This is a genomic window from Endozoicomonas sp. (genome assembly GCF_051008435.1).
Lineage (GTDB): Bacteria > Pseudomonadota > Gammaproteobacteria > Pseudomonadales > Endozoicomonadaceae > Endozoicomonas_A.
Map to the genome: position 1 here is coordinate 1 of NZ_JBPCXO010000242.1, position 18,605 is coordinate 18,605.

16 protein-coding genes and 1 tRNA gene are annotated in these 18,605 nt (G+C 47.6%); 8 read left to right on the plus strand and 9 right to left on the minus strand.

The window, feature by feature from the left end; translation table 11 throughout:
* Positions 1 to 95 precede the first annotated feature (95 nt).
* Positions 96 to 362 (plus strand): N-6 DNA methylase, encoded by a 267-nt coding sequence (locus ACR2PX_RS12345; protein WP_433999674.1) that lies wholly within the window; start codon positions 96 to 98, stop codon positions 360 to 362.
* Between the two features lie 293 nt (positions 363 to 655).
* Here ACR2PX_RS12345 and ACR2PX_RS12350 read toward each other — a convergent pair.
* Positions 656 to 731: transfer RNA gene (locus tag ACR2PX_RS12350), tRNA-Ile, on the minus strand.
* Between the two features lie 362 nt (positions 732 to 1,093).
* On the opposite strand from ACR2PX_RS12350, the gene ACR2PX_RS12355 reads away from it, so the two are divergent.
* Together ACR2PX_RS12355 and ACR2PX_RS12360 are read left to right on the plus strand one after the other, a co-directional pair.
* Positions 1,094 to 1,777, plus strand: a complete 684-nt coding sequence (locus tag ACR2PX_RS12355) for a transglutaminase-like cysteine peptidase (RefSeq protein ID WP_433999659.1) — start codon at positions 1,094 to 1,096, stop codon at positions 1,775 to 1,777.
* Entirely contained in the window at positions 1,774 to 3,723 is a 1,950-nt protein-coding gene (locus ACR2PX_RS12360) for a bifunctional diguanylate cyclase/phosphodiesterase (RefSeq protein ID WP_433999660.1), read from the plus strand. Before ACR2PX_RS12355 ends, ACR2PX_RS12360 begins: the two co-directional genes overlap by 4 nt.
* Positions 3,724 to 3,798: 75 nt before the next feature.
* On the opposite strand, the gene ACR2PX_RS12365 is transcribed toward ACR2PX_RS12360, so the two are convergent.
* On the minus strand, positions 3,799 to 4,425 hold the full coding sequence (locus ACR2PX_RS12365) for a hypothetical protein (RefSeq protein WP_433999661.1): 627 nt from the start codon (positions 4,423 to 4,425) through the stop codon (positions 3,799 to 3,801).
* A gap of 473 nt (positions 4,426 to 4,898) precedes the next feature.
* Here ACR2PX_RS12365 and ACR2PX_RS12370 point away from each other — a divergent pair, with 473 nt between their 5' ends.
* The 5 genes from ACR2PX_RS12370 (at position 4,899) to ACR2PX_RS12390 (ending at position 9,428) form a co-directional block, all read left to right on the plus strand.
* On the plus strand, positions 4,899 to 5,951 hold the full coding sequence (locus ACR2PX_RS12370; protein WP_433999662.1) for a DUF2333 family protein: 1,053 nt from the start codon (positions 4,899 to 4,901) through the stop codon (positions 5,949 to 5,951).
* 292 nt (positions 5,952 to 6,243) lie between these two features.
* Positions 6,244 to 6,834, plus strand: a complete 591-nt coding sequence (locus ACR2PX_RS12375; protein ID WP_433999663.1) for an HD domain-containing protein — start codon at positions 6,244 to 6,246, stop codon at positions 6,832 to 6,834.
* An 8-nt stretch (positions 6,835 to 6,842) separates the two neighbouring features.
* Positions 6,843 to 7,157, plus strand: coding sequence for a stress response translation initiation inhibitor YciH (gene yciH / locus ACR2PX_RS12380; RefSeq protein WP_433999664.1), 315 nt, complete (start codon positions 6,843 to 6,845; stop codon positions 7,155 to 7,157).
* Between the two features lie 426 nt (positions 7,158 to 7,583).
* Positions 7,584 to 8,960 carry a sodium-dependent transporter gene (locus tag ACR2PX_RS12385; RefSeq protein ID WP_433999665.1) on the plus strand — a complete coding sequence of 459 codons (1,377 nt, stop codon included), beginning with the start codon at positions 7,584 to 7,586 and terminating at the stop codon, positions 8,958 to 8,960.
* 18 nt (positions 8,961 to 8,978) lie between these two features.
* Entirely contained in the window at positions 8,979 to 9,428 is a 450-nt protein-coding gene (locus tag ACR2PX_RS12390; RefSeq protein ID WP_433999666.1) for a YaiI/YqxD family protein, read from the plus strand.
* Positions 9,429 to 9,468: 40 nt separating this feature from the next.
* Here ACR2PX_RS12390 and ACR2PX_RS12395 read toward each other — a convergent pair whose 3' ends face one another.
* The 7 genes from ACR2PX_RS12395 to ACR2PX_RS12425 all read right to left on the minus strand — a co-directional run.
* Entirely contained in the window at positions 9,469 to 10,074 is a 606-nt protein-coding gene (locus ACR2PX_RS12395; RefSeq protein WP_433999667.1) for a DUF4276 family protein, read from the minus strand.
* A gap of 11 nt (positions 10,075 to 10,085) precedes the next feature.
* Positions 10,086 to 11,336 carry an AAA family ATPase gene (locus ACR2PX_RS12400; protein ID WP_433999668.1) on the minus strand — a complete coding sequence of 417 codons (1,251 nt, stop codon included), beginning with the start codon at positions 11,334 to 11,336 and terminating at the stop codon, positions 10,086 to 10,088.
* A gap of 155 nt (positions 11,337 to 11,491) precedes the next feature.
* Positions 11,492 to 13,417, minus strand: coding sequence for an acetate--CoA ligase (gene acs / locus ACR2PX_RS12405; RefSeq protein WP_433999669.1), 1,926 nt, complete (start codon positions 13,415 to 13,417; stop codon positions 11,492 to 11,494).
* Between the two features lie 165 nt (positions 13,418 to 13,582).
* Positions 13,583 to 14,875 (minus strand): lysine N(6)-hydroxylase/L-ornithine N(5)-oxygenase family protein, encoded by a 1,293-nt coding sequence (locus ACR2PX_RS12410; RefSeq protein ID WP_433999670.1) that lies wholly within the window; start codon positions 14,873 to 14,875, stop codon positions 13,583 to 13,585.
* On the minus strand, positions 14,872 to 16,665 hold the full coding sequence (locus ACR2PX_RS12415) for an IucA/IucC family protein (RefSeq protein ID WP_433999671.1): 1,794 nt from the start codon (positions 16,663 to 16,665) through the stop codon (positions 14,872 to 14,874). Before ACR2PX_RS12415 ends, ACR2PX_RS12410 begins: the two co-directional genes overlap by 4 nt.
* Positions 16,662 to 17,678: a GNAT family N-acetyltransferase gene (locus tag ACR2PX_RS12420; protein WP_433999672.1), complete on the minus strand. Its 1,017-nt coding sequence runs from the start codon at positions 17,676 to 17,678 to the stop codon at positions 16,662 to 16,664. The genes ACR2PX_RS12415 and ACR2PX_RS12420 overlap by 4 nt, the downstream gene beginning before the upstream one ends.
* 119 nt (positions 17,679 to 17,797) lie before the next feature.
* Positions 17,798 to 18,605 (minus strand): IucA/IucC family C-terminal-domain containing protein (locus ACR2PX_RS12425; protein ID WP_433999673.1); only part of this gene is annotated, 808 nt, incomplete at its 5' end.

An 18,605-nucleotide genomic window follows, 5' to 3' on the forward strand; every position in this document is an offset into this window, starting at 1 on the left:
TTCATTCTGGGACTATCTGACAGACAGGTTAACAGGCAGTGGCACGTTTCCAAGGCTGACGGACTTGATTGAAAAAGCTTCTCACATACTACCTTGTGGGCTTTGCAGCAGTTATTAAGAAGCTACACGCAGTTATAGAGTTGTATGCGAGAAGAGAAGAAGTAAAGGGCAAGTCTCGCTGTGTTAGCATTTCAGAGATATCAAATAATGACTTTAATCTAAATGTATCTCGGTATATCCATCAGCCTATAGAAGAAGATCTTGAACCTTTATATTTATTATTGAACAAGCAAAAAAAACTCGAAGAAGAGCTAATTGAATTACAGAGAGAGATGAAAGGAATTGTTGATTGTATCTCGTAAGCTCTTGAAAGAGGTGCGTTAAGGACTAATGTGCATGAGGTTGATTGAGGCACTTGAGGGTGCTTAATTAAGGTGTTGGACTCTTTCTAAGAGTCAGGATCATCAACGGAAAGAGTTTTTGAAAAACGCTCTTCTGTCATTATGTAGTCGGGTTGGATAGGCTGTGAGATATGGTGTTCCCCTAGAGAAGATGGTTACCGTATAAAAAGGTGGATCTCTTGCGAAATCGCCTTTTTTATACGGTAACTTTTTCCATCCTAAGGTGACGATGCGGGTGACCCCAAGACTAAAAATGGTGGGCCTGGCTGGATTCGAACCAGCAATCGACCGATTATGAGTCGGGCGCATTAACCGTTATGCTACAGGCCCTGCAGCTATCTTTGGAACTCTCTTGCCACACTATAGCAGTCGTATAGTGATTTTTGGAATAGTTGATTATGAGTCGGATGCTCTAACCAACTGAGCTAAAGGCCCCAATCACTAATTCATTGCCCTTTGATACGCAGAGTACACCTGCCTTTCGGGACATGGGAGCTTAGTGGGGGTGAATTATAAGCATATCAGGGGGCTCTCGCCAACCCTCTGATTTTAATAAAGCTTTTTCTCATCAAAAAAGGTTCTTTAAAGGAGCTTGAGGTGTAAACAGGTCGTCTTTAACTCCCGGCTTTTTCTCAGTGCTTGCTGCTTTTGGCCGAAATAGTAGCCATGCGTTTGTTTCTGACCGGGATGTCATGCTTAAACACTTTTTCACGCCCTGGTTACTGGCTTCCTGTCTGGTTTTCGCTTTTGCCGGTGATTTTTATGTGGGTAAGGCGTTGCTGGAGAGCGTTCGAAAACATTATGGGGATAAGGCCGGCAAGCGCATGGAGGCTTGGCAGAGCCTGCTGGATAAGAGTAGAGGACTGTCTGAGGCCCAGAAGCTGGAAAGAGTAAATCAGTTTTTTAATCAGCTTCGTTTTGTCAGTGACCTGCGTCATTGGGGTGAAGAGGATTACTGGGCTACTCCTGTAGAGTTTCTGGCCAGTGGCGGCGGAGACTGCGAAGACTTTTCCATAGCCAAATACTTCACTCTGAGAGAGCTGGGGGTGGCGGACGAGAAATTACGGATCACGTATGTCAAAGCTCTGAAGCTGAATCAGGCGCATATGGTGCTCAGTTACTATCCAAAGCCTGATGCGGAGCCTTTAATACTGGATAATCTGGAAGGTGATATTCTCAAAGCCAGTGCTCGTCGGGATCTTAAGCCTGTGTATAACTTTAACGGTGATGGTCTCTGGCTTGCCAGGCAGAGGGGTAAAGGGGTAAGAGTAGGGAAGGCTGACAGGATCAGCCTGTGGATGGATTTACGGAAACGCCTGCGGTTGTCAGTGGAGCAGGGAGCGACCGGAAAAGCCGGTGCAGGGAAAAAACCATGACATTACTCAGGGAACTGGCAGCTTACATGACGGTCCTGCTGTTCTTGTTGTTTGGCGGCAGCCTGATTATGAGCATCAGCGACAGCAGGGGTTATCTGCAACAGCAGCTGGAATCTCATGCTCAGGATACGGCTACTTCACTGGGCTTATCCATTGCAGCCACTGAGGCGGGCAGTGTCGCCATTGTTGACTCGATGATTGATGCCATTTTCGATCGGGGTTATTACCGGATTATTCGCTTTACCGACCCCCATGGGAAAGTATTGGTTAACAGTGAACATGATCTGGTTCTGGATGATGTACCCAGCTGGTTTGTCTCGCTGGTGGCCCTTAAAGCACCTGAAGTCTCTACCGAAGTGAATCGTGGCTGGAATCTTGCCGGAACACTCTATGTGGCCAGCCATCCAGGTTATGCCTATCGCAGCTTATGGGACAAAACCCTGCACAGCACCTGGTTGTTTGGTTGTGGTCTGTTGCTGGCCATCATTGGTTTAAATATTCTGCTCAGAATTATCCTTCGCCCTTTGAAGCGTCTTGAACAACAGGCAGATGCTATCTGTCAGAAGCGTTTTGATATCCAGACCCGACGGCCTAAAACCCGGGATTTGCGCAGAGTGGTGGAAGCCATGAATCGCATGGTGAGCAAGCTGGAAGTGCTGTTTAATGAAAAGGTGATTTTGACTGAAGAATTACGAAGACAGTCGGTTAAAGACTCCCTGACTGGCATTCTTAATCGACGGGCTTTTGATGACAGATTGTCCAGTGAACTGATCAGTAAAGAAAGAGGAGAATCCGGAGGCAGCCTGTTGTTGCTTCAGATCAGCGGTCTGGATGATTATAACCGGCAGCATGGCAGAACCGAGGCAGATCGGTTACTGGTGGATATGGCTCGTCATCTCTGTAACCCCATTCAGCGCTGGCAGGAATCGTTTGCCGGTCGACGAAGTGGTTCTGAATTTGCGGTCTTTGTGCCTGCCTGTGATCTGGAACAGGCGCGACAGGTGGCCGAAGCCTGTTTTCGCTCCATCGCTTCACTGCCTTTTTTTTCCAGCGATGAAGGTGAGAAGAGCCTGCATCTGGCGATGGTGACGCATCTTGGTCGAATCGATCAGGATGAACTATTGCATCAGGCCGATCAGTTACTGAGGAGTGTTCAGCACCACGGTGGTAATAACTGGCAGGTACGGGAAGTCGACGTACAGGACGGCCAGCCTTACAGCCAATGGAGTGAAGGCCATTGGCAGGAATCACTCAGACAGGTGCTGAAAGCTCAGGAAGTCGAGCTGTTTGCTCAGCCTGTGTTGGACTTTAAAGGGAACCTTATATTTCGGGAAGTCTTTACCCGTTTGAGGTTGTTGGGTGAACTGGCTTCTGCCGAGGCTTTTTTACCGATGGTGGAACGCTTTGATCTCCATGCTGATTTTGACAAGGTGGTCATTGAAGTTTTGCTGGTTAAAATGAGGAACGATCATCTGGACGAACGTTACTGCCTGAACCTTTCTCCCCGCTCGTTGCTCAACAAAGAGTTCTATAGCTGGTTCCTGTCGACACTTCGGGCGGTACCGGAGTTATGCAGCCGCTTGATTCTGGAAATTCCGGAAAGAACCCTGCTATTGGCGGGGGATAGATTGTCGGACATTATCAACGAACTGATGGCCACGGGCTGTCGTTTTTCTGTGGATCATTTTGGTATTGCCAGCCGTACTTTATCTTGCCTCCATTTATTGAACCTTGAATACATCAAAATAGATGGCAGCTTTGTACGGGGCATTGCTGAAAACCAGGGTAACCGTTTCTATATTCGCACATTGGCCATGCTGGCCAGCAGCAGGGATATTCAGCTTCTGGCACAGGATGTAGAAGATGAGAAAGACTGGTTGAAACTCAAGGATCTGGGCGTTCAGGGTGGTCAGGGATTCTATTTGGGTCGTCCTGAGCGTTTATGATTTTGATCAAATCAATCTAGGATTTATGCAGAAGTTTACTCGAGATGGCTTTTAATGCCTTTCAAATCATCGAAGCTAATCTCTCTCTGACGGATGAAGATCCATTCTTTGGAGGTAGAAGCTTTGAACGACAGGGGTTTGATCATCACTGAGAGAGACCAGCTTAAGCTTGAGAGCCTGCTCCTGATTATCGTGAATCACTTTTACAGCTGAGCCCCAATCGTCGTTAATGGAGTAATAATTATCAAGGTGATGCCGTGTGAGGTGTATACAAGGGTGTTGGTTGCTGATTTTGTCTACTTCAAGTTGATGACCACAATAGCTGAGTCCAATCTGAAGTAATTGAGAGAAGCTGAGTTTCAGTGTACTCATCATCTCCGGATGACTATTGTACAAATTAAACATTTCATTGAAGTAAAACTTAAAAGAGTTGGCTGTTTCAATCTTGAAGGGGCGTAATTCTTTAGGTGTCATATGACATGACTCATTTCTTGAAGGCTTTCTAAGACAATGCTCATACTCAAAAGGGGAGTGGCTGTAGAGGAAGGCGAAGTAACTGGGACTGTGCGTGTGGTATTTGAGAAAATCGTCGACTAATTTCGCTTTCCTTTGCTGCTTGGTATCCATGAAGTGCTTTTTAGTTTTATTGATAACGCTGGTAGAAAAGTTGGTTTTAGTATCAATGCACGATCGATCTTCCATAGAATCCTTCATGAGGACTCTGAACATCAGCCATTTAACTTCGGAGTGTAACAGCCTGTTTGCTTCCCTCTCACTTCTAATCTCTTCTGTTGCTACTTCTATATTAAACAGCCCTGTAAAAAACTGAACGGTGAACAAAATGCATGTGTAAGCTGAAATGGCTAATGTAAACGAGCAGCATTGACGGGGGCTCCATAGGTGTTCGAGGAAAGCAGCAATACAAGGCTCAGAACACTGACTCTGGAAACACTGGCAACAGATCTTATCAACATCGCTTACGAACCAGATATTGAATTTAAACCTACATTCTAGAAATGGATATCTATAGGTTCTATGCGGCATGTACCTATTTGCTCTCAAAACGATTCGGCAGTGGATTCAGGATTTCTTGATTGGCATATGAGCTGTGTCTTTAATACCCACCCTGAATAGAGGATAATGATAAAGACTCAGATTGGGGCAATGAGGAATCTATGGCTCTGGAAAAGATAAAAGAGCGTGTGTCTTCGGTCACTGAAGGTATCACGGACACCCTAAGGGGCAGTAAGCTCGTAGGCAAGGGTATTGCAGTTGCTGCCGGTGTCGTAGTGATTGGCCTGACCGCCTTGGGCATGTACTGGAGCAGCGAGCCGGATACTTTTTCAGTGAAAGCCAATGCTGATCAGGTTGCACAGGCTAATGGGCAGGAAGTAGTGGTCGGCTACACGACAACGGCTGCACTTTATCGCCTGGCCGATACCCTGCTGAACAAGCCTGGTGGCTATATCCGTAATGATATTGGGCCTCCCGGAGTGTTCATGGACAACATGCCTAATTGGGAGCTGGGTGTGTTGATTCAGGTGCGTGATATGGCGCGCTCCCTTCGTAAAGATTTAAGCCGCTCACAGTCCCAGTCCCAGGAAGATCGTGATCTGGCTATTGCCGAACCCCAGTTTAACTTTGATTCAAAGAGCTGGATTCTGCCTTCCAGTGAAAAAGAATATCAGCGCGGTATCGACAAGCTTGAAAACTATATGCGTCGTCTGCCTGATAAACAGGATCGTGCCCAGTTTTATGCACGGGCGGATAACCTGACTCGATGGCTGACCGATGTTGAAACCCGTCTGGGCAGTTTGTCCCAGAGGTTGAGTGCCAGTGTAGGCAAACCTCGCATCAATACCGACCTGGCCGGTGACGCAGAGGCCTCACAGTCCACAGAAGCCGAAACGCTGGTGGAAGTGAGAACGCCCTGGACCAAGATTGATGATGTTTTCTACGAAGCTCGCGGGGCGTCCTGGGCACTGATTCATCTGATGAAAGCGATTGAAGTGGACTTTGCCGATGTTCTGGATAAAAAGAACGCTACCATCAGTCTGAAGCAGATTATCCGCGAACTGGAAGCCACCCAGGAAACCGTTTGGAGTCCGTTCATTCTTAATGGCGATGGATTTGGCATACTGGCCAACCATTCTCTGGTAATGGCTAATTATATTTCTCGCGCAAATGCCGCAATCATTGATCTTCGCCGCCTGCTGGAGCAGGGCTAGGAGGCTGACCGAGAATAGCGTCCGAGCATAAAATTCAGTGGAAAAGATGGCCATTCTTTCTGGATTTTAGGCCGGGCTGTCTATACCCATTGGATTTCAAGATGCTACTAGGCGTCAAGTTCGTGAAGCCCCAGGAGCCTACAATTAGTAGGTGACTGGGGTGAGCGAACGCTGACAACAACGTAGCAACTTGAAAGGCGATGGGTATATTCTCGGTCGGCCTCTTAGGATCGGAAATCTTGTTTATAAACGGCCTTCCTTTTGAAGGCCGTTATTGTATGTGCTGGATGGTATGGAAAATTTAAATCAGCAAATCGATTTTATTATGGAGCTGGACCGTCTGAAGGCAGTCCAGCGCCGGTGTCGGATCAAATGTGATGACAACCGCTTCGAGAACAGTGCCGAACACAGTTGGCATATTGCTCTGATGGCCCAGGTGTTATCAGCCTACGCCGATGAGCCTGTGAATCTGCAACGGGTGGTAACCATGCTGTTGATCCACGACATTGTGGAAATTGACGCAGGCGATACCTTCGCCTTTGATACTGCAGGTCAGGAAAGTACGGTGGGTGTCGAAGCCGAAGCGGCAGATCGTATCTTCGGATTGTTGCCAGAAGAGCAGGCACAAAGTTACCGCACCCTCTGGCAGGAGTTTGAAGATGCTGAAACGGCTGATGGCCGCTTTGCCAAGGCTATGGATCGTATGCTGCCTCTTTTACAGAACTGCAGGAATGAGGGCGGAAGCTGGGCTGAGCACAGTGTCAGACGCTCTCAGGTCATCAACCGAAACGAATATCTCAAAGGGCTGACCCCCAGGCTTTGGGAATATGCTCTGAGTGAGATTGATCAAGCCACAGATAAAGGCTGGCTGATAAGAGATTGAGGTGTGAAATGAGCAATAAGCTTGTTTATTCGACCGATCTGGGTCGTATCAAGGAAGAAAAGGCCAAAGAGGATACAGTGGGTGATGGCAACGTTCGCGTCCGTCCGGAAAAGAAGGGTCGTGGAGGCAAGGTGGTGACTGTGATCAGCGGACTGCCATTGACAGGTAACGATCTCAAAGCCTATGCCAAAACATTGAAGAAGCGCTGTGGTGGCGGTGGTGCTGTTAAGGATGGCACTATTGAGCTGCAGGGAGATCATGTAGATGTCATGGTCGATGTGCTCAAAAAAGCCGGATACGACGCCAAACGTTCTGGTGGATAACGGTCACTGAGAACTCCGCCGGATACTGCTCCTGTATCCGGCAAAATAAACTTACCTTTTAAATGAAAAACTTCAAAGCTTGGCCGGGCTCTCTGCTTCCGTTCAGCTTCCTGTTTCCCTGAAGCTTCTCTATGCCATCCCGTGATGAAAATTAGTCATCTTAATTTGTATATTTTGTATACACTGGATAGATATTGTCTTTCATTTTAGAGACGGGTATCGGGCTTTAGTACTTTGGTGCTAATAGCTCGCAGCGATCCGGAAAAAATATAACGTAAGGGAAGTGTGTCTAAGAGAATCTTTCATCTTTATGGGTGAAATTTTCACCGTATAAACAGCCATGAGCTAAGGAAAATATTTTGTGTCATCCTCAAATAAAAAAAGACATAGCAAAATGTTTTTCACGGTATTAAAAGGTAAATGTGAATGAGCCATGAAAACACCGTGTATGAGAGACCATTAGAAGACGTTCCACAGTTTACTTCCCGGCTGGGTTTTTATCTTGCTGCGGTGGGCTCAGCGGTGGGTATCGGTAATATCTGGGGGTTCCCTACCCAGACAGCCGATAACGGTGGCGCTGCATTTGTTCTCATCTACCTTTGCTTCTCTTTCCTGCTAGCCTGGCCAATGCTGGTGGCAGAGCTCGTGATTGGTCGGTATGGTCGTTCCGATCCGGTCACTACGCTGGAAAATGTTAATAGCAGAGCGTTTTTCAGAGTACTAGGCAAACTGACCGGCTGGTGCTCGACCATCACGGTGCTTCTGATTTATACCTTCTACGCCATTATTGCCGGCTGGATTATCTGCTTCGGTCTGGCTCCTCTTGTTAAGCTGTTAGGGTTTCAGGAATTGGCGGTTCTTCTCACGTCGTTCAACGCATTGCCGACTATGGTGGCAGCCGGTGCTTTTATGGCATTGGTCGCTGCCATTGTCTCTGGCGGTGTGGCAAATGGCATCGAAAAATGGTGCAGCCGTTTGATGCCTATGCTGGTTTTTCTGATTCTGATTCTGATCGGTTTTACCCTGTCGCAAGAGGGTGCGCTTGATGGGCTGAAATACTTCATCTTGCCAGATTTCTCGAAAATATTGAGCAAAGATTTGTTGATCAGTGCTCTGGGGCAATCTTTCTTTTCCATGTCTCTGGGTGTTGGCATCATGGTGGTGTATGGCGCTTATTTGACCCGTGACAGTAATATTCCTGTTATGGCTGCCGGTGTTGCCGTGACCGATACACTGGTCGCGGTCATGGCCGGGCTATTAATCATTCCGGGCATGTTTGTTGCTCTGAATCACGGCATTGATATCTATACCGCAGAAGGCACCTTAAAAAGTGCAGACAAGTTGGTGTTCGATGTTCTTCCCCAGCTTTTCCTGCAGTTTGGCTCTATAGGAGTGCTGTTGTCTCTGGCTTTCTTTGTGCTGTTGACCATTACCGCCCTGACATCGGCGGTTTCCATTCTTGAAGTCCCTGTTGCAGTCTTTCAGAGAAGGCAGATCGCCCATAGAACTTCCAGTGCCTGGCTGATTTCCATTGCTACCTTTCTGTTCAGTGTTTGTGTCATGATCTGGTTTGATCCACTGTTTGACTTTGTGGTCAATCTGACGACCCGCTATGCTATGCCGCTGTTAAGTCTGGTTGTATGTGTTTATGCGGCCTGGATCTGGTCCAGGGATCAAAAACTGAAAGAATTACAGAAAGGGTGTCCGGAAATTGAGCACAGTTTCTTTTGGAAGGTATGGCCCTGGTATATTCGGTTTATCTGCCCAACAATGGTCATGATCCTGATCTTTTTTACTTTTTGATTTGAGTGTTCTCACGGAATGAAAATTTGGGTTGATGCTGACGCCTGCCCGGTGGTGATCAAGGAAATTCTATTCAGAGCCGCCGACCGAACAGAAACCCCCCTGACTCTGGTGGCGAATCAGCCCATCAGGGTGCCGGGATCCCGCTTTATAAAATCCATACAGGTTGCTTCTGGCTTTGATGTGGCGGACGATGAAATTGTGAAAAGAGCGGCGGCTGGGGAACTGGTTATTACCAATGATATTCCCTTGGCTGCGGAAGTCATCGAGAAGGGCTGTATTGCTCTCAGTACACGAGGCGAACTCTTCACGGAAGACAATATCAAGGCTCGTCTCAATATGCGTGACTTTCTGGATACCTTACGGTCTAGCGGTATTGAGTCTGGAGGTCCTCCCGCGTTGAGCCAGAGTGACCGCCAGCAGTTTGCCAACCAGCTGGACAAGTGGCTGGCAATGCTTCAGCGTTAAACCAACATCATAAATTTGCTCGAAGACAGTTTACAAAACTTTAGAAGCTGGGAGATTGATTTCTATCAATATCCATATGCGGTGGGATCTTTTTGGACCATTCTTTCTTTTTGTTTAGAGAGTGTGGTCCTCTTTTCTTCTGGCTTAGGATGGAGGGGTCGTCGGCTTTTGCCAGCATTTCCCAAGTGCCACAAATACTATCTTGAACGTACTGTGCTAAAACAGAGATACGTATGTTTGAATTAAAAGCCAGTAATGCTTGGCGATCACCAAGATACCATGCTTCCAGCTCCTCAATTGCAAATTCAAAATCAGCAGTGAAGTTATTTTCACACCAAGCCAGTAAACTGTTTAACTCTTCAGAAAGAATTTCCTGATTCTTGTCATCAAGATCCAGAAGAACAATTATAGCCCTATCTGTATTTGGTGCTTTGGAATATGCTCGCAGCTTTGCTGGTAGTTGATGTAATAGAGTTGTATTCCTTGGATCTGGGTGCTGGAGAGGGTTTTCAGGAAGCTTTCCGATACCTCTGTGTTTATGAATTCTCCAAGTATTTGGTTGTTCATATTCCCCAACAATTTTAGGCATCAGAATAGACAATGCAGTAAGCTCAGCTTGACCTTCAACTAGAATTTCAAAATGCATGCTTGGCTTCCTTACAAACGACTATCGATATGATCGCTGTACCAAAGGCTGCCAAGGGGTATTCCTTCCTCGACCATTGCAACCACTTCAGGATAGTTGGAAGCTCGAGTTAAAGTTGAAAAACCATCATGTTGTTTTTCAAGAATCCAGACTTCTTCAGGAGCTAGTGAGTCAACAAGATAGGGCTGGTGAGTTGTTACAAACAACTGGGAATCGCCTTTTTTGCCACTGGCACTTGCTCTAAACTCTTCTACCAAGGTGTCTAAAAGTTTATGGTATAGCCCGTTTTCTGGCTCTTCTATACAGATGAATGGAGCGGGATCTGGATCTTCCAGAAGTAGCATATAAGCAAAGAGTTTTAGTGAGCCATCAGAAATCTGTTGTGCATAAAAAGGTGTATCAAAACCTTCACTCCAGAATCGAAGTAGTAATCGACCGTCTGGAGAAGGTTCTGTATCAATATTCTGTATGCCTGGTATCTTGTCGGCAATTTCACTGAGAACATTTTTAAACTTTTTAGGATGCTCTCGTTCCATGAATTGCACAAAATTACCAAGATTATCGCCAATACGGTTCAGGTGTCTTTGAGGTCCAGCTCTGGGAATATCCCTGGCAGCGTCAGGTGTGAAATAAGATAAATACCAACCCTCTATAAATCTTCTGAATTTAGCAATTCTTGGATGATCCTTTAGGTTTCCAAGGGTGGCTACACCAAGCCTATGCGCTCCTTCAAGGTTTATCTGTTGAGTTTCATTTGTTTCTTCTTTTAGATAGTCGTCGGGTTTTTCACTCTCGGCAAGGGCTGTTCCAGACCAAACCTTACCAGATCCATTATTTAGTTCCAGAAAAGAGAATGGCCAGCCTGTTTTTTGGCCTCTACGTCTTTGTCTGAGTCGTTCGCTAGCAACTATAGGTCTTCCATGATGATCAGTACCAATAGATAGCTCATATGTGATAGGGCGTTCGTTTGAGGATTCTCTATAGTAGATTTCAAACTCAATATTATCTTCAGACCCTCCTGAGCGAAGGCGTTCAAATCCACCACGTCCATTTCTATGACATGCTTCATCAACGCCGAATGTCAGGCAATCGGCAAGAAAACCAAAAGCATCGAATAAAGAACTTTTACCAACACCATTTTTGCCTACTACGACAGTCAGAGGAGTAAGTGACTTACGTTGTCTATCCTGCCAAGTTTTTCCAAGAGTCACATCTCGTAATGATCTAAAATTACGGATTTTTATACCTTCAATAAGTGCCATAGGATATGAGCTCTAACTGTAGTGAGACATTTTTTTAGAATTCTACACGAATAGGATTGGATATATAGTTTCATGGAATTGAAACTGTATCTAATTTAAATCCCCCTCTTCAGAAACAAGCTATTTCGATCAGAAGGGAGTTTTGAAGTCGACTTTCAAGTGGAACTTAATAATTGATTGATCACATCGGGATCAGCCAGCGTACTCAAATCTCCCAGATTTTCTCTTTCTCCCTGAGCCAGCTTGCGCAGGATGCGTCGCATGATTTTGCCCGAACGAGTCTTAGGTAAAGCAGAGCAAGGGTGAATCGTATCCGGACGAGCGAAGGATCCGATTTCACTGGCAACCAGATTTGAAAGTGCCTGTTTAAGATCATCCGTGACATCAACTCCGTCCATAGGCGTTATAAAGGCATAGACACTTTCGCCCTTCACTCTGTGAGGGACTCCGACTACAGCGGCTTCGGCAATGGCTTCATGCAGCACCAGTGCGCTTTCTATTTCTGCTGTGCCCAGACGGTGACCTGCTACGTTAATCACATCATCCATTCTGCCTGTAATCTGGTAATAGCCGTTTTCATCCCTGCGGGCTCCATCTCCCGTAAAGTAATGACCGGGGTATTGGCTGAAGTAAGTGTCGATAATTCTCTGGTGATTGCCGTACACGGTACGGATCTGGCTCGGCCAGGAGCCGGTGATGACCAGACTGCCCTGACCGGGGCCGACAATTTCATTACCATCGTGATCCAGAATGGCAGGGCGGATACCCAGAAACGGCAGGGTGGCAAACCCGGGTTTGAGTGCTGTAGCACCGGGTAAAGGTGTAATCATAATGCCGCCCGTTTCCGTTTGCCACCAGGAATCTATCACCGGGCAGCGTTCCTCTCCCACACTCTGGTAATACCATTGCCAGGCTTCTGGATTAATGGGCTCGCCCACGGTTCCCAGAATTTTCAGGCTGGCGCGTGAAGTGCGTTTGACGTATTCATCACCCTTGGCCATCAAAGCTCGAATGGCCGTGGGTGCCGTGTAGAGAATATTTACCTGGTGCCGGTCTACAATTTCCCAGATTCTGGAAGCATCTGGCCAGAAGGGAACCCCTTCGTGCATGACCATGGTGGCCCCGATGGATAAAGGGCCATAGACAATATAGGAGTGGCCGGTAATCCAGCCTACATCGGCGCCGCACCAATAAATGTCGCCGTCGTGATAGTCAAAAACGTAATGGAAAGTGACGGTGGTATAAAGCAAATAGCCTGCAGTACTGTGCAATACTCCCTTGGGCTTTCCGGTAGAGCCAGAGGTGTAGAGAATAAACAGAGGGTCTTCAGATTCCATGACCTCCGGCTCACAGATGCTGGACTGGCTTGCCGTCAGTTCCCGATAAGAGATGTCCCGTCCTTCCTGCCAGTCGATATCCGCACCGGTTCTTTCGTAAACAACCACTGTGTTGACATCAGGGCACTCTTTCAGGGCTTCATCAGTGTTTTGCTTCAGGGGAATGTGTTTGCCACCCCGCACACCTTCATCCGCTGTGATGACTGCACGGCAATCACAGTCGAGTATTCGATCCCGGAGTGAATGAGGAGAGAAACCACCGAATACGACGGAGTGAACAGCACCAATACGTGCACAGGCGAGCATGGCATAAACCGCTTCAGGCACCATAGGCATGTAAATACACACCCTGTCACCTCGATTCACTCCCTGTGCCTTCAAGCCGTTTGCGAGCTTGCAGACTTCATCATGAATCTCCTGATAAGTGATTTTGCGTTGGAGGTCGGGTGTGTCTCCTTCCCAGATAATGGCAACCTGATCAGCACGGTCTTTAAGATGCCGGTCTATGCAGTTGAAACTGGCGTTCAGTTGTCCACCTTTGAACCAGCTTACTTCACAGTTTTTGAAATCACCTTCATAAATGGAATCCCAGGGGCGGTACCAGTCAAGGTACCGCTCTGCCTTATTCGCCCAGAACGCTTCCGGATTCTCCAAAGAATAGCGATACAGCTCGTGGTATTTTTCTTCGCTCATCCATGAGTCTTTAAAAGCCTCGGGAACCGGATAGATTGTTGCCTGGGTCATGGCATCTCACCTGCCTCATCGTTTGAAAAGTTCATCCAGTATAGAAGCAGGATTGTGTCTGGCAGGTTAAAAAATGAATCTGTTCCGGAGAGCGACAAAGCTGGCTGGCGGAATATGCGTACAACCAAGCTCTGCTATGGCAGAGCCTGATTGTTGAAGGTGAGGTTACCAGTTGATCAAGCTGCCAGGGTGGTTGATTGAGAAGACTTCTCTGTTGGCCAGATCATTGATGATGGTGGCGGAACGCCAGGCTGTCAGGCTCAATTGAGGCTCTGCAATACCATGGCTGTGCAAGCCTGCATTAACAGCATAAATACGCCTGTCTTGGGGACCGTCCCAGTCAATCTTGAAGCTGGAGGACATTGTGAAGCGATTGTATTTGTCCAGATTCAATCTGGACTGAATGGGTTCCAGGTAACGGGGCAGAACATTCTGAAAACCTGTACAAAGAATCACGATGTCGGCAGACAATATTTCATCGTCTGCCGACAGGGCGTTGGTCAGCTTGAGGTCGTAAAAACCACCTGAAGATTCAGACATGTCCGTCAGGGTTCGGTCGGGCAGAAGTTTCCAGTTCACCTGGTTCTGGTACAGGTATGTTCTGTCGTAGAGCTCACGGTAGAGCTCCAGCAAGTAGGCAGGCGTTATCCCGTCACTGGCCAGCTTCTGATATTGGACAATGGTTTCTTTTCTGTCTTCGGGCAGGGACAAAAAGCGGCTGACATATTCCGGTGTAAAATATTCATTGGTAAATGGACTTTCATCCAATGGTTCAAAGCTGGCCCGGCGGGAAACCCATTGAATCTGGTCTGCCTTACCCCATTTTTCACGCAGACAGTTTAAAAAGACCTCCGCACCTGTCTGACCCCCACCAATGACTGCAACCTTTCTGTTGCGAAGATCAGGCTGAAGGGTCATCAGCTCACTGGCATGAAAACAGTGCTGTCCCATTAATGGTTTTGCACAGTCAGGAACATAGGGTGCTTTACCTGTTCCCAGACAAAGATTACGTGCTTTTATTTTCTGCTTGTCAGAATGCAGTATGAAACTGTCGTCTTCAAAGCTGACTTCTCTGATTTCTGAATCAAACTGCAATGAGTTCAGATTGTCGGCAACCCAGCTCATGTATTCAACAAACTCGGCACGACTGATGACCATTTTTTCTGTGGCTAAAAAAGCATAAAACCGACCTTTCTCCACCAGAAATGACAAAAAAGACCAGCGACTGGTGGGCTGTACGGCGGTGACAAGATCCTTCAGGCAAGAGGTCTGCATATGGGCACCGGGCAGCATAAGTCCGGGGTGCCAGCCAAAGGATGACTTTTTGTCAAAGAAACGGGCCTGCAGCTCCGGAAGGCTGTCCAGCAGAGCGGCCAGGCTCAGATTAAACGGTCCGGAACCCAGTCCCGCCAGGTCCAGGGTTTCTGATTCATCGGAATAGTGCTTGAGTTTCATCATTCTTCCCTGAGTGTTGTGGCTAGAGGGTTTTTGAGCGGCGATCCCAGCTCTGGCAGAGGACGCTCGCTGGAGTCTCCATAACCGAGCTTGAAACGAACCCGGTTCAGGCAGACTCGGGCCATTTCCGGTGTGAACAGGTCAAAGAGTTTGAAACGTTCTTCCAGCTCTGGGTGATGATTCATATACGACTGAAGCTGTTCACCTAATAACTGATAAAAACGGTGTTCAGAAAAGCCCTTCTCAGCCAGACAGGCAGAAATGAAACGAAGAACAGTCACAAAGTGGCCCGTCTGCAGATCGTGGATAAGGTAAGCAGAAGGCAGACGAACCGTGACCGAACGGGCGTAATCGCTCAGACTATTGAGCTCAGGAAAGTCCTGGTCGACCAGTCTCAAGTCGCCCTGAAAATCTTTCAGTGCCACTCTGACCGGCTGATGGTTATCCAACACCAGAGTAATATTCTGGCCATGAGCCACCAGACCTACCCCGTATTTACAAAGCAGGTGATAAAGCGGGACCACCACCACATCAAAGAGTTTCGATAACCATTGTTCAGTAGTCAGCCCTGAGCGATGAATATACTCGCAGACCAGTGGGTAGCCATAGCCGTCTTTCTGAAACAGGGTAGAGATCAGAATGGCTTGTTCCGTTTCTTCTGTTTTAGCGTGGACACTCTGCCGCCAGATACAGCCTAGCATTTCGTGATAGCGGTATGGCGCATCTGCAATCTGTTCGAATTGAGGATTGGGGTAAAAAGCCCCGGCAGGCTCTTCCAGAATAATGGTTCTGCGACTGGCTAAAACAGAGTCAGACGCTGCAGTTTCAGACAGCCAGCGTGAAACCATGGGCCCGGCCTTGATAGTTCGACCGGGAATTCCCCGATAGCAGGAAGTATTCAGAATGGAGAGCGGAAGTTTGATATTCAACTGCTCAGGTCGTTTTTTATTAGACAGTGTTCGAAGAGACTGCTGGGGGAGCATGGGGTCACCATAACTGCCCAGGTGAACGATGTGTCCTGCTGCTATTTCAGCAGCAAACATGTTTACCAGACGATTATTCCATTGCCAGGGATGGACTGGCATAAGAAAAAAGCGGGAAGAGTCAATGTTGAGTTGACGACATACGTCGGTCAGCTGCTCTACTTCTTCACTGTTCAAAACAGCGTTGATCAGATCTTTTTCCTGAAGATCATCGGTCAGAGAGAGCTGACAGTTATCACGGTTAAGAGCAACCCATTCAAGCTGAATACCGGGGAGAAACTCGGTGGCGTAATCCTGATAGTCCTCTTTACCCCAGCCAAGGCGACCTTTGCTGACGGTGACTTTGGGGTGACCATCCAGATAACACTGTAATTCGTCATCTTCCAACTCAATCAGCTCGGCAGCACTTTTCTGGTGATAGTTTTCTTGCACCCTGAGCTCGGCCATCAGGGTATTGGCCAGTTCTTCCAGAAAATTAGCCAGGGTTGCAGAATCCAGCCCCAGTTCTTCCCTCGCATCTATGAAAAACTGACTGGCTTCCAGGGCAGAGTCACTCGGGCTGTTGAGATAGCTTCGGGCAATCGAAGCGGTATCCACCATGAGCTGATCCCAGATGGTTCTCCAAGCGTGAAAGCGATAGCTCACGCCACTTTTCAATTCAAGGATAAACAGTCCGTCACCCAGTTCTTTGGGCGCTATGGCTTCTTCCCAGCTCAGCTCACTGAGTGTTTTCGCCAGTAGTCGGCTGTTGGCTTTCTGCCAGACCCCAACTTGCTGATTAACGGGTAAAGCCCTAACAGCCTGATTCATAGCTGGATCTCCTGAAAGAAGTTCTCCCGGTAGCAATTCAGCAGTGCCGCGCGTTTATGTGGAAAATCAAATTCTTTAACAAAAGACCAGCCGGCAGGAGTGATAAGCTTCATCAGTCGTTTATTGTCAGCGCGGGGTTCTCCTACCAGACGCGTGGTTCTGGGGTCGTCCAGAAACAGAAAGTGAGAGATCGATTTTGTCCAGCTGCTGGAGAAACGCTTGCCAAGAAATTCCAGGTTACCTACCAGAAGGTGAAATCCACGATCCCAGGGCTGGCAATCGTAGTAAGGTGCAATTCGGTCTTCCAGAGCCCAATAAGCTTCAAAATATCCGAAAGGCTCTCCATTGAAACAACCCACCATTGGCCAGGTTCTTCGATCTTTTAATAACGACTGGAGATACGCTTTCAGTTCTTCCCGATTCTGTGCCATCTCCCAGAACTCTGCGACGCGAGGCTGATTCATCCATTCATGAAAGAGATCCAGGTCTTGATCCAGATTAATGGTTCTGAAGGAGATAGTGACGTCGTTCTGATAGTCATAGCGTTCATAGACAACGCCTTCAGGTTGTTCCTGACGAAGCGGGTGCACGACACCTTGATCGTTTTCAGTCCAGACTTCAGGAATCATCCGATCACCCTTCTGCCAGTGCCAGAGTGTTCGGTCCTGATATAAACCCGGGCGATAGCAGATGCCTTCGCGAGCGTTTTCTTTATGGCTGTGTATCAGCTGAGTGTTTTGAAGTCTTTGGGTCAGTGCTGGTTTAAACAGGATCTGAGTCAGATCTGGATTACGGGAAAACAGGTAATCCAAACTGGCGGCCATCAGATGCTTTGGCACGCTCTCAGGTAGATCGGACTCATTGGCCGCTGCAATTGAGGCTCCATCCTGATCGGAGAGCTTCAGCAACAGGGATTGATCGTTGTCTTGCACCACCAAGTCATGAGATGACAGCAATTGCAGAGAAGTTTCGCGGTTTAATGCCCCGGGCAGGTGAATCGTTGTTGTAGTCATTGCTCTTCCATAAGAGGGAGTCTGAATAGCCTTGAGCGAAGAAAAACATTTAGCGTCATCCTCAAATATGAAAACGGCATCGCAACATGTTTTTCACGGTATAAAATTGGTTTGGTGTTTTACTGGTCAGCCTGACTGAATTCCTGCAAGGGATTCCTCATGGAGTGATAGACGTCCATCGGGTCCTTCAAGGTGTTCTCATTGATGTTGCAGTAGGCACAGTAAAAGTTGCCTTTGGACCAGAGTTCTCTGCTGTCCAAAATGTAATCAAGGCAACTGGTATCGCGACGGCCCTGCTTTCTAAGGTTGTCCAGAAAACAGTACAGAGACGGCAGAAGTTCTTTTTCCGAGAGAATCTTGCTGGCCCCCAGAGCACTGATGACGCCAAAGGTGGAGTTAATCAGCAGATAGTACGTGAACAGGCGGTTGCCCAGTTGCTCACTGACGTGGTGCTCTTTTTCTTCGTCTGCCTGGGGCAGGTGTTCTTTCAGAAGTTCTCTGGCAAGCTGACTGTAGCCAGTGCCCTGACAATCTCTGAAGTAGACTTTTTCAGGGTAGCCCTGAGGCATTCTGATGAGCAGGTTTTGTTGATGAGCACCAAACAGCAGGCCAAAATCAGATTGCCCCACCATTAGGGGTTCTAAAACCTTGGAAAGGTATTTTCCAAACCATTTTTGGGCTATAGCTTCTGGCTCAGCTTTTTCCCTGGCAGCCAGTTCCCTGATTAAGTTCACCAGTCTGGACTCACCCACCGGGTTGTCCTGGGTAAGACTGGCTAGTAATTCGGTACAGTTGTTTATACTCGATTCTGCAGTTTTTAGCGTTTGACGAAGGAAGATTCTTGTGGACTGCGGAACCAGTCTACTACTGTGACTCTTGTGCCAAGCCTGGCGAGGTACAATCAACATCACAGCAGCAGGCTGGCAG

What these genes read in the sequence shown, in the direction of transcription:
- ACR2PX_RS12355 (WP_433999659.1), top strand. Translation starts at nt 1,094, where the DNA reads ATGCTTAAACACTTTTTCACGCCCTGGTTACTGGCTTCCTGTCTGGTT.
- ACR2PX_RS12360 (WP_433999660.1), top strand. Translation starts at nt 1,774, where the DNA reads ATGACATTACTCAGGGAACTGGCAGCTTACATGACGGTCCTGCTGTTC.
- ACR2PX_RS12365 (WP_433999661.1), bottom strand. Translation starts at nt 4,425, where the DNA reads ATGGAAGATCGATCGTGCATTGATACTAAAACCAACTTTTCTACCAGC.
- ACR2PX_RS12370 (WP_433999662.1), top strand. Translation starts at nt 4,899, where the DNA reads ATGGCTCTGGAAAAGATAAAAGAGCGTGTGTCTTCGGTCACTGAAGGT.
- ACR2PX_RS12375 (WP_433999663.1), top strand. Translation starts at nt 6,244, where the DNA reads ATGGAAAATTTAAATCAGCAAATCGATTTTATTATGGAGCTGGACCGT.
- yciH (WP_433999664.1), top strand. Translation starts at nt 6,843, where the DNA reads ATGAGCAATAAGCTTGTTTATTCGACCGATCTGGGTCGTATCAAGGAA.
- ACR2PX_RS12385 (WP_433999665.1), top strand. Translation starts at nt 7,584, where the DNA reads ATGAGCCATGAAAACACCGTGTATGAGAGACCATTAGAAGACGTTCCA.
- ACR2PX_RS12390 (WP_433999666.1), top strand. Translation starts at nt 8,979, where the DNA reads ATGAAAATTTGGGTTGATGCTGACGCCTGCCCGGTGGTGATCAAGGAA.
- ACR2PX_RS12395 (WP_433999667.1), bottom strand. Translation starts at nt 10,074, where the DNA reads ATGCATTTTGAAATTCTAGTTGAAGGTCAAGCTGAGCTTACTGCATTG.
- ACR2PX_RS12400 (WP_433999668.1), bottom strand. Translation starts at nt 11,336, where the DNA reads ATGGCACTTATTGAAGGTATAAAAATCCGTAATTTTAGATCATTACGA.
- acs (WP_433999669.1), bottom strand. Translation starts at nt 13,417, where the DNA reads ATGACCCAGGCAACAATCTATCCGGTTCCCGAGGCTTTTAAAGACTCA.
- ACR2PX_RS12410 (WP_433999670.1), bottom strand. Translation starts at nt 14,875, where the DNA reads ATGATGAAACTCAAGCACTATTCCGATGAATCAGAAACCCTGGACCTG.
- ACR2PX_RS12415 (WP_433999671.1), bottom strand. Translation starts at nt 16,665, where the DNA reads ATGAATCAGGCTGTTAGGGCTTTACCCGTTAATCAGCAAGTTGGGGTC.
- ACR2PX_RS12420 (WP_433999672.1), bottom strand. Translation starts at nt 17,678, where the DNA reads ATGACTACAACAACGATTCACCTGCCCGGGGCATTAAACCGCGAAACT.